Here is a 14,278-nt window from a genome sequence, read left to right as displayed (position 1 = left end):
GGAGCGCCTCACACCGCCTACGAGATATACTTCGAGCATTCCACCATTATTAGAATCAGCAGTGATGAAAGCATTAGAAAAACGGCCAGAAGATCGCTTTGCCACTGTTTCAGATATGATCAGTGACCTCCGTTTATCTCAAGGCTATGCCACAGGCCGTACAACACGTGTGGTGCCTCATGATTTTGTAACAGATGTTATTCATCCTGTAAGTGATGACACCGTCTATATGGGCTCCATTGATGATGACGATTCCAATAAGGAAGGATGGCTTGCCAAGCTCAATAATTTACCTCGTAAGTACATTATTTTAGCAGCTCTTGGGATTTTTCTCTTTGCCTTTGCATGGGCCTTCTTTAGCTTTGGTAATTTCTGGAGCAATGCCACTGTAGATGTACCGAATGTAGTAGGCAAACAAGTGTCAGTGGCTAAACATATATTAGAAGACAATCATTTGCGCGTTACTATTAGCGAAGTATCAAATCCTGATGTACCGGCCGGACAAGTAATCTCACAAAGTCCTGGGGCTGGTGAGTCCGTAAAAGAGCAACGTCCTGTACATCTTGTAGTTAGTAAGGGCGTCGGGGACATAACGATGCCTGATTTAACGGGACTTACTTTAGACCAAGCAAAATCACGCTTAAAAGGCTTAGGCCTAGTTATTGGTAAAATTAGCAATGAATCTGACGATAGCAAAGAAGATGGGGTTATTTTAATGCAATCGCCTCCTGGAGACTCTAAAGTCAACAAAGGCGCCACTGTAGATATTGTAATTAACCGCGTCAAAGCTAAAAAGGTATCCATTCCTAGCTTAGATGGTATGACGCTTAAAGAAGCCAAAGAAGCTCTTAGTGCTCTAGGCTTAAGTGTGGGGGCTATTTCCGGCTCTTCCGATGATGATGCTACCATTACATCCCAAAATCCTGCTTCTGGTTCATCTGTAGATTCTGGTAGTACTGTAGATTTACAAACTAAGGCGAAAGAAAAAGCCGCTGCTGCACCAGCTAAAAGTCAGGAAACCAGTGGTACTGTAGATATTACGGTTCCATCTGGTAAAGCAAATCAAGCAGTGCGCATCGTAGTAGCTGATGATAATGGTTCGCGTACCGTATTTGATGGCACCGGCCATCCTGGCGAACGCATTGTAAAAGACGTATCAGGTACAGGCAATGTACGAATCCAAGTGTATATTAATGGTACAATGGTTCAAGATCAAAGCTTATAGGAGATGTATGAATACAGGTATTGTAATAAAAAATGTAAATGGTTATTTTTATGTGCAAGATGAAATGGGTGGCATCCACGAATGTAAAGTTCGTGGACGCCTAAAACAGAAGCGATATTCTCTGTTAGTAGGAGATCGTGTTACCTATTCTACAGATGGTACGATTGAAGAGATTTTGCCTCGTCAAAATCAATTAAAGCGGCCTTTTGTAGCTAATCTGGATCAAGTTATTTTAGTAGTAGCTGCTCATGAGCCAGATATTAATGAGCTTTTATTAAATAAACTATTAGTTATGATTGAACATGCCGATATTCCTCTTATTCTATGCATTAATAAATGGGATTTACATACAGAGGAAAATGAAAGCTTAGTCACTATGTACCAACAGGCAGGGTATGAAGTCATTACCGCCTCCACCTATACGGGTACAGGTATAGAGGAGCTAAAAAGCAAACTCAATCATAAAGTCACTGCCTTTGCCGGCCCTTCAGGGGTGGGGAAAAGCAGTCTCTTAAATGCTATTGAACCTAAATTCCAATTTCAAACTGGTGAAGTGAGTGATAAAATTAAACGTGGTCGTCATACTACGCGCCATGCCTCCTTATACAGTATTGATGAAAATTCCTTCATTATGGATACGCCAGGATTTAGTGCCCTTGATTTTAGCGATATTTCAGAGGAACGATTAACTTCTTTATATCCTGAATTTCATGACCATGAAGAAGGCTGCAAATTTAGTCCTTGCTACCATGAGCATGAACCAATCTGTGGTGTTAAAGCCGCTGTAGAAAGTGGTAAGATTGCTAAAGAACGATATGATTCATATTTAACAATTCGCGAAGAAATCAAAAGTCAAAGAAAGTGGTGACATTATGAAACGCAAACGTCCTCATATGGGTAATAGACCTAATCATACAAATACTGTAAAGGGAACTGAACCAACTATGCCATCAAATACAGTAAATAATGTGGTAAATAATACAGTCCATACAGTAACTAAAGAAAGCAGCGCGGAGCCTAAGAAATCTTCACTTATTAAAATTGCCCCTTCCATGTTATCGGCAGATTTTACTATATTAAAAGAAGATATCTTAAGTATTGAAACGCAAGGGGCCGATTTACTACATGTGGATATTATGGATGGTCATTTTGTTCCTAATTTAACCTTTGGTCCTTCCATGTTAAAAGGCTTAAGTAAGGCAACTAAACTACCTTTTGATGTTCATTTAATGGTGACGAATCCTCAGGATTATGTAGATGAAGTAGCCGCTTTAGGAGCAGAATATTTTACCTTCCATGCAGAAGCGACACCTCATATGCATCGCTTAGTACAATCTATAAAAAAAGCAGGTATGAAAGCAGGTATCGCCTTAAATCCATCGACGCCAGTAGCTGTTCTAGAGGATATAGCCATTGATATTGACCAAATATTAATCATGAGTGTTAATCCTGGCTTTGGTGGCCAATCCTTTATTCCCCAAGCAGTCAATAAAGTTCGAAAAGCTCGTAGCTTGTTTAATTATGTAAAGCGCTATGATGCCATAGTAGCTGTTGACGGTGGTATTAATCCTGAAACAGCCCCACTAGTACGGGACGCAGGGGCTCAACTCTTAGTAGCTGGGTCTGCTGTATTTAATGCCCCTGATCGTGGTGCTATGATTAAAACCTTACGCGGTGAATAGGAATATACATATTAATAACTTGATAGAAGCCCTTTTTATAGGGCTTCTATTTGTAAATAAACCTAGTGAAAAGTTCGTATTGTAAATGAAATCTAAAGAAAAGATTCGCATTGAAAATACCCCCATAGAGATGAGTCTTACTAAAATTAAATTTCTAAATACGAATAGTTTATAGGAGGTACTATGAAAATTGGCACCGATATTATAGAAATAGAGCGCATTGCTAAGGCTATGGAACGGGCCCATTTTGGAAGCCGCGTTTTTACAGCTCACGAATTGGCTTATGCGAAAAGTCGTGGCAAACAAGAATCAGCCTCTTTGGCTGGCATGTATGCGGCTAAAGAAGCCTTTTTTAAAGCCTTAGGCACAGGCTTTCGTGGAGGTACTTGGGCGGAAGTCGAAATACATCGAGATGCTTTAGGTGCCCCTTATATAGTATGCACAGGCTTTTTTTATGAGCTATTAAAAGAAAAGAATCTCACAACGATTGAACTATCCATTAGTCATTGCCGGAGCTATGCTACAGCAGTTGTTTTACTGTCGTAAGGAAAGGATAGAACACACTCAGCACAGTCTAACAAAATGTCTAACTAATGTGATTTAGTTCTCTAAAAAAATATAAGTAACCTACGTAAAAAAGGAGAAATATACTATGCGAATCCTTTCTAGTAAAGAAGCCCATTTTGTTGATACTTGGGCAGAGAATAAAGGGACCTTGCCAACAGCCCTACTTATGGAAAATGCAGGCCATGGGGTAGCCCTTGTTATTGACGAAGAATTAAATAAAAAATATGGTACACACCGTTTTGAAAAAGAAATTGTAATTTTAGCTGGCCCTGGCAATAATGGTGCCGACGGCTTAGTGGCAGCTCGCCATTTAGATGAAAAAGGTTATGAAGTCCGCATCATATGTCCTCACTCAACCGGTAATGAATCAGAATTATTTAAAATGCAACAAAAAATTATTGACGGCCTCGATATTCCACTTATGACACTAGAAGATGGTGTAGATAGTTTAGAAGGAGTCGCTGTTATTGTAGATGCCTTAATTGGTACAGCTTTAAAAGGAGAGCTAAGAGAACCTTATATGGCAATCCTTGATGCAGTAGAGTCCTATTTAGATATTTATAAAGATACTTTAGTGGTAGCTGTAGATATGCCTTCAGGAGTGCATCCAGATGACGGTTCTGTAGCCAATGGTACCTTAGGTGTTGATCTAACTGTAACCTTTGGGGCACCTAAACAAGGCATGTATTTATATCCCGCCCGTGAATATTGTGGACACATCATTACACAAGGCCTAGGATTTAATTGGGAATTAGCCTTATTTGATGAAGAGAACCAATCATTTCCTACCGAGTTAATCGATGAAGATTTGGCCACCGCTTTACTACCGGAGAGAGAAATGACCGCTCATAAAGGAACTAATGGGCATGTCTTAATTATCGGTGGCGCTGCCGGCATGATTGGTGCACCTGTTATGGCTGCTGAAGGGGCTTTGCGCACTGGTGCCGGGAAAGTGACTACCATTGTGCCTACTGATTGCTTAAGTTCTATGCAAGCAAAAGTACGCCCTGAAATTATGACTGGTGCCTTCAGCAATTTAATCCATTTACGCATGCATGGAGACAGTAAAAACGCCATTGTTATTGGTCCAGGTCTGGGACGGAACGAAGAAATTAGTAACTTAACCAAAAATTTTATGGCTCAAACTACAGCTCCTTTAGTGGTAGATGCAGACGCATTATGGGCTATGGGGAATATTCTAACCTTTAGCGAACAGTTACAAGGTAAAGAAGTCCCTCCAATTTTAACGCCTCATCCTGGCGAGTTTAGCCGTTTAACGGGTAAATCCATTGAATATATTGAAGCCCATCGCGTTGAATTAGCTCGTGATTTTGCTATTACTCATAAGGTGGTATTAGTGCTAAAAGGGGCCCCTACTGTAGTGGCCAGTCCAGATGGCTTTGTAGGCATTAATAGCACTGGAAATCCTGGTATGGGCTCTGGTGGAATGGGTGATATTTTATCAGGCATTATTGCCGCCCTCTTAGGTCAAGGCTTAGAAGCAGTAGAAGCAGCATTACTTGGTGTTTATTTACATGGTAAAAGCGCTGATACATTAGGAGAACAACGACCTTGGGGCTTTACAGCGTCTGAAGTAGCCGCACAAGTTCCATATGAAATAGATCGTTTGCTGTCATTAGATTAAACATTTACATATATAAATGTTTACGTATATTAATCTTAATGTATATTATTGCGGTTAAATATAAACATGTAGAATAGATAAATTGTGTTGCATTTAATAAAGATAAAATGAAGTAGGTAGTATATGTATATGAAAACCATATTTGCTTTTTTCAAAAAGCTTATTCATAGTAATCCTAAGTCCATTCCAAAAGTCTTAGGCATTATGATGTTAACTCTATTGTTAACCCTTACCTTAAGTGGTTGCAGCTCTAAAATACAAGATATGGTAAATGCCAATCAGTCTAAAGCGGCCACATCAACAGAAGCTGTGCAGGGTACATTAGATGTGTACGCCTTAGATATAGGGCAGGGGGATGCCTTCTTAATTCGCGTAGGTGATGAATACTCTCTTATTGATACAGGGGATGTAGATCACCGTGATAATTTAGTGGCCTATTTAAAACAATACAAAGTAAAAAAGCTTAAAAATGTGATTATTACACATCCTCATGCCGATCATTTAGGTGGCTTTTTTGCCATTGCTGATGCGGGCATTCCTATGGAGCATGTGTATGACAATGGCATGACCTATAGTAGCTCCGTATATCGCACCTATATGAAAACTGTAGATCGCTTGAAAATTCCTCGCACCGTATTGTATAAAGGTGATGTTGTAGACTTTGGCAATGGAGCTAAGTTTACCGTTTATGCACCATGGCAAGGCGACCCTGTTATGGATAATAAGGGAAAAGCAGATCTTAACAATAATAGTATTGTTGGCAAATTGGAATTTGGTAAATTTTCCATGCTTTTCACTGGTGATGCGGAAAAGCCGGAGGAAAATCGTTTAATAAAAGAACAAAACACTAAATTGTCGAGCCGTATTATAAAAGTGGGACATCATGGAAGTAAAACATCGTCTCAAAAAGATTTTCTTCGTTCCGTTCGTCCTGAATTTGCTATTATTTCTGCAGGACAAAATAATGATTACGGACATCCTCATAAAGAAGCGTTAGAGCGTCTTAGAGCAGAAAATATCACTGTATATCAAACAAAAACTATGGGCACTATACAGATTCACAGTGATGGCAATACATGGCAAATTACCCAAGAGAAGTAATTTCATAATTTTAAAAAAATCTTGTCAACCTTTTAGGTAAAACTCAAATACGTTATATAGTACCACGCATATATTTTGTGTACTATATAGCGTATTTTTTTGTGAACTATTTATGAAAATTCGATACATATCATTTTATTTCAAAAAACTATGGTATAATAAACTAGTCTTAAAATGATTCTTTGAAAATTTTAAATAATTACGTATGACGCTTGAATTAGTTTATCTTGTACAAACTAAAAAGCAAGCCGCGCAAATAGTTGATGGGAGTGATTACGTTGCGTAAAATTTGGATGATGCTATTACTAGCAATAGCTATGATACCTTTTTCCATAGTATCAGCTAAATCCGCCGAAGTAAGTGATATGTATTGGGTAACCCGAAATGATGCCCCCGTACCCTTTGTACGAGTAGTATTAAATTTAACGGCCCCAGTGGAAGCATCCGCATCAATTGATAAGAGCGGTACTACAACGACGGTAACATTAAAGAACACAAAAGAAAAATCAAAGAACAAAGAGTTGAATATGAATCCTAAGATTGTAAAGTCTGCTAAACTAGACCAAGATGGAAAAGCAACCAATGTGATTTTAAAAACACCAACTTCTATTGATGTAGGCGATATTAAAGTCTTTTCTTTGAAGAAAGATAAGGCTAATAATAAGCCAGATCGTATGGTAATTGATATTCAACAAAAAGGGGTAGAACCTCGTACTACCTACTATGGCAGTACTAAAACAACCCCAACAGTCGCTGTAAATACAAGTAAAACAGCTCCTAAAGCACCTAAGCAGCCCGTAGTTATTCCTAATTCCAATACGGCGCCTGTAGCTGCTAAGGTAGACTACCGTACAACAGGTGGCATTGCTGGTAAAGTTATTACCATTGACCCCGGTCATGGCGGTACTGACCCAGGTGCTATTGGACCAACTGGTTTAATGGAAAAAAATGTAACATTACCAATTTCCATGAAATTGAAGAAAGCCCTTGAAGATAAAGGTGCTAAAGTGTATATGACTCGTACTACTGATGTAGATGTATATGGTCCAAATGCAAGTGGGCCTGATGAATTACAAGCTCGCGTGGATGTGGGCACACGCTCAAAATCAGATTTATTTATTAGCGTGCACATTAATTCCTTTAGTAATCCATCAGTAGGTGGTATTGCTACGTACTATTACGAAAAAACACAATATGACACTAAATTGGCTAATCGAATCCAAAATAATATTGCTGATGAATCTGGATTTGGTGGCGACCGTGGTATTCAACCAGGTAATCTTTATGTCCTTCGCAGATCGTTAATGCCTGCTGTTTTAGTTGAACTTGGCTTTATCTCCAATCCTTCGGAAGAAGCCTTGCTTAAAAAAGACAGTGTACAACAGCAATTTGCTGATGAAATTGCATCAGGTGTGGAAAATTATTTTAGGGGGTAATAAAGATGACTAAGCATGTACGTCTTATTGTAGTAGCCATGGTCAGTGCCCTTTTACTAGTGCTCGCCGGTTGTAGTGCAGATCAAATTACACCAACCTCAACTAATAAAGCCACTGAGGCTACAGCAACTAAGGAAAGTAATACAACAACGAAGCAAAGCCAAGATAGCATGTCAAAAATGACTATCTATGTGCCGCTAGATAATGGTAAAGGGGTTACACCAAAATTATTCACTGTTGATAGCGACAAAAAGACGATGGCTTATGCCATTACCTTCTTATTAGATGAAGATAGTCGCCAATCGTATCCAATCTTTCCTAAGGGAACCAAAGTAAATGGCGTAAATCTAAAAAATCACACGGCCATTATTGACTTATCTAAAGAATTTTTAGATAAATCAAATGTGGATGGTTTAACAGCTCAATTGCGACTTGCCGCATTGGTTAATACAGCCACTGAATTTGATGGTGTAACTAGTGTACAATTTTTAGTCGATGGTAAAACCATTGATGTGTATGGCGGCTATGATGTATCCGAGCCGTTAGAGCGCATGGAAAAACAAATTGTAAAATAAATTTAATTAAAACTCTTCCTATAGACTGACTAGGTTATATGGGAAGAGTTTTTTACATGTTTTAGGCCTTCCTTAATATGATATAATTAAATGTACATGTAAAATATAAAGAAGGGTATATTATGAACATAAAAGATTGTGGTGAATTTGGTTTCATCGATTTAATAAAAGACAATACCATATATGAGCCGAAGACTGTTGTCTATGGCATTGGTGATGACTGTGCAGTTTATAAAGCACAGCCTCACATGGAGCAGCTTATTACCACCGATATGATGGTGGAAGGGATTCATTTCTCAAAGCAAACAACAACGCCCTTTCATGTAGGCTTTCGCTTAGGCGCTGCTAATATTAGTGATATTGCGGCCATGGGAGGCACTCCGCTAGAAGCAGTTATTTCCATTGCCTTACCGCCAGAAATGGAACTTAGTTATATACAGGATATATTTCAAGGCTTAAAAACAATCTTAAAAAAATATAAGGTCAATTTAATTGGTGGTGATACTGTTAGCACCACAGGTCCCTTAGTGCTTAATGTAACACTTATTGGTCAAGTACCAAGTGGACAAGCTATCTATCGTCATGGAGCTCAAGTTGGTGATATAGTCTTCGTAACTCACACCGTGGGCAGTGCAGCGGCTGGCCTTTATGCGCTGACTCATGATTTACTGCACTATGAGGAAATAAAGAAAGCCCATCAAATGCCAATTCCGCAAGTTGAAATTGGACAAGCGTTAAACGATTGTGGCTGTCATTCCTTAAATGATATTAGTGATGGATTAAGTAGTGAATTAAATGAAATCGCCAAAGCGTCTCACGTAGAATTAGTCATTGAAGAAAAACAGATACCACTTCATAATGAAACACAATTATTAAGTGCTAAGGCCTTACTCAATCCATATGAATTTGCTTGGTTTGGAGGAGAAGACTTTCAACTCGTAGGTACAATGAGTGAGGAATCCTATATTCATTGCACCTTGAAGGAATACATTAAGCCCATAGGATATGTTAAAGAAGCTCATCCAGTCGGTACTGTAACAGTCCATACGGCACAAGGGCGCACTGTAACAATGGATGCGAGAGGGTATAATCATTTTACAAAATAAGGAGCTACTATGAATCAGCAAGCATTACAATATATGACATGTCTTTCTTCATCGGTGGAAGAGACGAGAGCAATAGGCATACAGTTAGGACAGTTTATAAAAGAATATACTAAGCCACTTTGCATTGCATTAGTCGGTGATTTAGGAACTGGCAAAACTCATATGGCCCAAGGAATTGCCGAAGGCTTTGGCGTAAGTGAAGAAGTGACGAGTCCCACCTTTGCCCTCATGAATACATATGAAACAGGCCATGGACCTTTATATCATTTTGATGTGTATCGTTTAGACGATGAAGCAGAGCTTGATGGTATCGGCTTTGCCGAATTTACAGAAGATACGCTCAGCATTGTAGAATGGGCCGATAAATTTCCAGATGCATTGCCTTTAGAAGTATTATGGGTTCGAATAGAACGGACTAGTGAAGACAGTCGAAGGATACAATTTGAAACAGCGGAACTAAGTCAAGATGAATTAGAGCAAATTGGAGGCACCTATGTATTTAGGAATTGAAACGAGTAGCGCCGTATCAAGCGTTGCACTTATGAATGAAAAGGGCATTTTTAATGAATTAACAGTCCAAGCGGGGCTAACTCATTCAGAACAGTTAGTGCCTCATATTGAAATATTATTAAATGAAAGTAAAGTACAGCGCAGCGATTTAAAAGGAATTGCTGTAAGCATTGGACCTGGCTCCTTTACAGGCTTACGTATTGGCTTAGGCACAGCAAAAGCCTTAGCATTTGCTTTACAGATTCCCCTTATAGGGATTATGACCTTAGACGGTATGGCTCACAATTTTTATAATACGCAAGGTCTTATAGGTATTATGATTGATGCGCAGAAAAAACAAGTCTATGAAGGTCTCTATCGCTGGGAAAAGGGACAGTTAGTTTGTGTTCAGGCACCTGTATTAAAAAAGCGCGACGATGCCTTACAAGCCCTTAATGATAGGGAAGAAGCTGTTACAGTATTGGGTGATGGGCTTAGTAAAATACTCGCTGACATTAAGGAAACATATACGAATATAACTGTTGCGCCGCCTCATTTACGAGTACCTAAAGCGAGCTCCTTATTATTGGCAGCCCTACCAAAATTTCAAGCTGGCCTAGATGAAAGTGATACCTTAGTCCCTTATTATATGCGCCGCTCTGAGGCTGAAGTACTGTGGGAGCAGCGTCATCCGGAAGCTAAGATTGCAGAATCCTTAGCCAAAGCTGAAGTTATCGTTACCGAAGTAGCCTCACAGATTAAATAACATCGGGGAGGTAGCTATGCTTACATTACGTCGTGCAACCATAGAAGATGCTAAGGCCATTTATGAAGTGGACGCGGCCTGCTTTTCCACGCCCTGGTCATTAGAGTCGATTACAGCTGAGCTAGAGGAAGCGAAAGAAAACGAACGGCTATATATTTTAGCGGACCTAGATGGCAAAATTATAGGCTATGCTGGCGCTTGGTTAGTGCTTGACGAAGGGCAAATTACTAATATTGCTGTTCTCCCAGAATATCGCCGCGAAGGGTATGGCGCTATGATGACAAGGAAGTTAATTCGCCAGTTATTTGAAAAAGGGATGAACGAAATTTTCTTAGAAGTACGCCTATCAAATTTAGGTGCCCTAGCCCTATACCGCCGTCTCGGTTTTACTGTAAAAGGGGTGCGCAAAAACTACTATTCAGATCCTCAAGAAGATGCGTACATCATGTCCCGCATCAAAGAAGAAGGAATATAAAGGAGAATATATGAATCATACATATACATTGGCCATAGAGAGCAGTTGCGATGAAACATCAGCAGCCGTTCTTAAAGATGGCCGAACTGTTTTATCTAATGTAATATCCAGTCAAGTTCCCATTCATCAAAAATTTGGTGGCGTTGTACCTGAAATTGCCTCTCGACATCATATTGAGCAGGTCATTCCCATTGTGAACAAAGCCTTAGAAGATGCTAATGTAAACTTAGATTCTATAGATCACATTGGTGTTACTTATGGACCTGGTCTAGTGGGGTCCCTCTTAGTGGGGGTAGCCGCCGCTAAAGGCTTGGCATTTGCAACTGGGAAGCCTTTAGTAGGGGTACATCATATGGAAGGGCATATTTTTGCCAATTTTCTAATCCATAAAGAGTTAGAGCCGCCATTTTTAAGCCTTGTTGTATCTGGTGGGCATACAATGCTTGTTATTGTAAAAGACTATGAAACCTATGAAGTACTTGGCCAAACTCGGGATGATGCGGCTGGTGAAGCCTTTGATAAAATCGCACGCGTATTAGGTTATCCCTATCCAGGCGGTCCTGAAATTGAGCGTGTTGGTGCTACTGGTAATCCTCATGCTATTGAATTTCCTAAAGCCTTGCAAGAAAAAGGAAATTTTGAATTTAGCTTTAGTGGTTTAAAATCCGCAGTCCTTAACTACATTAACAATGAACGTCAAAAGGGGCATGAAATTAATGAACCAGATGTAGCAGCCTCATTCCAACAATCTATTATTGAAGTCCTAGTAGAAAAGACGAAAGCAGCCGTCTTAGCTACAGGGCAAACTAAAATCACTTTAGCTGGTGGCGTTTCCGCTAACAAGCATTTACAAGCTGCATTACGGGCCATGTGTGAAGAATCAGGCTTTACCTTCTATGAGCCAAGTTCAATCTTAGCCACAGATAATGCGGCCATGATTGGATGCCGCGCCTACTATATGGCAAAGGCAGGGAAGTTTTCAAATTTACATTTAAATGCAAAACCCTCTATTCCATTAGGGGAATAAATATATCGTACTAATTTCGAGGTTATATATGGCAGAATTAGCTCAATTAGATATTCTAAAAAAGGTTACTAACTTAAGCGATATGCAGCAGAAGCTTCTTTTAACAATTTTAGAGCTTCTACCTTTTGCTGCCTCTTTACCGCAGCAAGAGGTATATGTATATACCACTAATAAGGACGGAAATATTATATATTGGTCCGAGGAGAATATAGATGCTAAGTTAGACCAATATAAAGAGGTGCAGCCCTTTGAAATGGGACTCTGGCAGAAGGTACTTCATACAGGGGCGCCTGTAAAAGGATATATGGAGCGAAAACTAGGCCATATGGAACGCCTAGTAGCTTTTCCTATTATTGACAATGGGGGCCGCTGTATTGGTGGTATTGCCATTATTCACGCTGGCCTCGGTCACAAAGAAAGCGAAGAGGAAACTAAACTAGCTGATATTTTGGCAGAAACCACCTATATGGCTATGCTCGTCCCTATGCAACAGGAACCAGAATTATATACACCTCTTTCTTATCGAGATGGGCTTATTATCTTTGATGATGGGGGCCTCATTCTATATGCCAATGAAGCAGCATCAAGGCTGGTGGATTTACTCGGATTTGATCGACGTCTACTTCATACCTCTGTATATGGTGGCTCATTAAAAATGAGTTGGGTAAAACAAGCCTTACAGATGCATCGGGGGGCCATTGCAGAGGAAATTTATGGCGATATTGTATTAGAGCAAAGAGTGATTCCTATCAGTATTGGCAATCGAAAGAAACGAAGTATGTTAATTCTCAAGGATCGTACGGAGTATCGCCGCCAAGAGCAAGCTTTATTAGTAAAAAACTCGGTAATCAAAGAAATACACCATCGCGTAAAAAACAATTTACAAGTGGTAGCAGGTTTGCTGCGTATGGAAGGGCGCCGCTCTCATAATGAAGAAGTGAAAAAGGCCCTACGTGAAGGAGTAAGTCGTATTGAAAGCATGGCATTAGTTCACGAATTAATCTCTCATTATGATGAAGATTACATAGATTTGCGCACCATTGGGGAAGAATTATTTCGCCTCTTGCGCCTTGCTATGATGCGGCCCCATCAAAAAATAGAGTTTATATATGAGGGACCTAAAATCGTCGTTTCCTCTCATCGAGGGAGTTATATATCACTTATATTAAATGAACTCATTTCCAATAGCCTAGAACATGGCTTTAATATACTTAATGAAGCATCTCCTTCTGAAGTTACTCAAACTGAAGTTGCTCAAACAAAAGAGTATCAAATACGTAGTGAGATTAATCAAATTATGGATCATTATAATCTTACTGAAATAGTTCAAACGAAGGAGCATCAACTTCCTAGTTATGGAGCTACACATTTTTATATTAAAATCAAAGCAAGTCATATACTTAATAAAATCCTATTAATTGTAGAGGACAATGGTTGTGGCTTCGGACCAAACTTCGATGTAACTACATCCTCTCGTTTAGGTTTACAGATTATAAAGAATTTAGTAGAAAATGAGTTAAATGGTACCTTGTTATGTAAAAATAGTGAAGGTGCTACTGTTAGTTTGGAGTTTCCGGAAGAGCAATAATGAACCTAGCGCTAATTATCTTTAGCACTGGTGAGAAATGAAGGAAGAGACAATGAAAGTTTTAATTGTAGATGATGAATCACTGATTCGCATGGACTTACGCGATCAATTAGAATCCGCTGGCCACGAAGTCGTTGGGGAAGGACGAAATGGCGTAGAGGCGCTTCAATTAGGAATTACCTTACAGCCTGACTTAATTCTAATGGATGTAAAAATGCCTGACTTAGACGGCATTGAAGCGGCTCGCCAAATTCGTCATAAAGGAATTGCCCCCGTTGTACTACTCACAGCATATAGTCAAAGTGACTTAGTAAAAAAAGCTGGCCAGTCAGGTGTGTATGGCTATTTAATAAAGCCTGTACGGGAGGAGCAATTATTGCCAACCCTTGAAATGGCCTATCATCGTTATAAAGATGATATGAGATTAAAACAAAATATTTCCCAATTAGAAGCCAGCCTAGAAGAGCGAAAATTAATTGCCAGAGCTACTGGCATTCTACAGGATTTATATAGCATAACGGAAGCTGAAGCATATCGTAGAATTCGCCAATTTAGTATGGATAAACAAATCACAATTATTGCCACTTGCGAGAGAA

At 39.4% G+C, this 14,278-nt stretch carries 15 protein-coding genes; all 15 read left to right on the top strand.

Going from position 1 to position 14,278, the window contains the following annotated elements; all coding sequences use genetic code 11:
- Positions 1 to 1,225 (top strand): PASTA domain-containing protein (locus Q0376_RS01035; RefSeq protein WP_298703129.1); only part of this gene is annotated, 1,225 nt, incomplete at its 5' end.
- Positions 1,226 to 1,232: 7 nt separating this feature from the next.
- Positions 1,233 to 2,093, top strand: coding sequence for a ribosome small subunit-dependent GTPase A (gene rsgA, locus Q0376_RS01030; RefSeq protein ID WP_298703128.1), 861 nt, complete (start codon positions 1,233 to 1,235; stop codon positions 2,091 to 2,093).
- 4 nt (positions 2,094 to 2,097) lie between these two features.
- Positions 2,098 to 2,907, top strand: a complete 810-nt coding sequence (rpe, locus tag Q0376_RS01025) for a ribulose-phosphate 3-epimerase (RefSeq protein WP_298703127.1) — start codon at positions 2,098 to 2,100, stop codon at positions 2,905 to 2,907.
- Positions 2,908 to 3,090: 183 nt separating this feature from the next.
- Positions 3,091 to 3,453 carry a holo-ACP synthase gene (acpS, locus tag Q0376_RS01020; protein WP_298703126.1) on the top strand — a complete coding sequence of 121 codons (363 nt, stop codon included), beginning with the start codon at positions 3,091 to 3,093 and terminating at the stop codon, positions 3,451 to 3,453.
- 106 nt (positions 3,454 to 3,559) lie between these two features.
- Entirely contained in the window at positions 3,560 to 5,119 is a 1,560-nt protein-coding gene (locus tag Q0376_RS01015; RefSeq protein WP_298703125.1) for an NAD(P)H-hydrate dehydratase, read from the top strand.
- Between the two features lie 129 nt (positions 5,120 to 5,248).
- Complete coding sequence (locus Q0376_RS01010; RefSeq protein ID WP_298703124.1) at positions 5,249 to 6,220, top strand: ComEC/Rec2 family competence protein; 972 nt, start codon at positions 5,249 to 5,251, stop codon at positions 6,218 to 6,220.
- Positions 6,221 to 6,498: 278 nt separating this feature from the next.
- Complete coding sequence (locus Q0376_RS01005) at positions 6,499 to 7,656, top strand: N-acetylmuramoyl-L-alanine amidase (RefSeq protein ID WP_298703123.1); 1,158 nt, start codon at positions 6,499 to 6,501, stop codon at positions 7,654 to 7,656.
- A gap of 5 nt (positions 7,657 to 7,661) precedes the next feature.
- Positions 7,662 to 8,231, top strand: a complete 570-nt coding sequence (locus Q0376_RS01000; RefSeq protein WP_298703122.1) for a GerMN domain-containing protein — start codon at positions 7,662 to 7,664, stop codon at positions 8,229 to 8,231.
- Between the two features lie 122 nt (positions 8,232 to 8,353).
- Positions 8,354 to 9,337, top strand: coding sequence for a thiamine-phosphate kinase (gene thiL / locus Q0376_RS00995; RefSeq protein ID WP_298703121.1), 984 nt, complete (start codon positions 8,354 to 8,356; stop codon positions 9,335 to 9,337).
- Between the two features lie 9 nt (positions 9,338 to 9,346).
- Complete coding sequence (gene tsaE, locus Q0376_RS00990) at positions 9,347 to 9,847, top strand: tRNA (adenosine(37)-N6)-threonylcarbamoyltransferase complex ATPase subunit type 1 TsaE (protein ID WP_298703120.1); 501 nt, start codon at positions 9,347 to 9,349, stop codon at positions 9,845 to 9,847.
- The gene (gene tsaB, locus Q0376_RS00985) at positions 9,831 to 10,592 is read left to right on the top strand and encodes a tRNA (adenosine(37)-N6)-threonylcarbamoyltransferase complex dimerization subunit type 1 TsaB (RefSeq protein ID WP_298703119.1); all 762 of its coding nucleotides are present in this window, start codon (positions 9,831 to 9,833) and stop codon (positions 10,590 to 10,592) included. Before tsaE ends, tsaB begins: the two co-directional genes overlap by 17 nt.
- A 16-nt stretch (positions 10,593 to 10,608) precedes the next feature.
- Positions 10,609 to 11,067: a ribosomal protein S18-alanine N-acetyltransferase gene (gene rimI, locus Q0376_RS00980; RefSeq protein WP_298703118.1), complete on the top strand. Its 459-nt coding sequence runs from the start codon at positions 10,609 to 10,611 to the stop codon at positions 11,065 to 11,067.
- Positions 11,068 to 11,077: 10 nt separating this feature from the next.
- Entirely contained in the window at positions 11,078 to 12,094 is a 1,017-nt protein-coding gene (tsaD, locus tag Q0376_RS00975; protein WP_298703117.1) for a tRNA (adenosine(37)-N6)-threonylcarbamoyltransferase complex transferase subunit TsaD, read from the top strand.
- Between the two features lie 28 nt (positions 12,095 to 12,122).
- Positions 12,123 to 13,682 (top strand): histidine kinase dimerization/phosphoacceptor domain -containing protein, encoded by a 1,560-nt coding sequence (locus Q0376_RS00970; RefSeq protein WP_298703116.1) that lies wholly within the window; start codon positions 12,123 to 12,125, stop codon positions 13,680 to 13,682.
- Between the two features lie 52 nt (positions 13,683 to 13,734).
- Positions 13,735 to 14,278 (top strand): ANTAR domain-containing response regulator (locus Q0376_RS00965; RefSeq protein ID WP_298703115.1); only part of this gene is annotated, 544 nt, incomplete at its 3' end.

The sequence above is a fragment of the uncultured Veillonella sp. genome (assembly GCF_937981445.1).
Classification (GTDB): domain Bacteria; phylum Bacillota; class Negativicutes; order Veillonellales; family Veillonellaceae; genus Veillonella_A.
The sequence above is the reverse complement of the archived record's forward strand: the minus strand, read 5'-3'. Positions and strand labels throughout refer to the sequence as shown.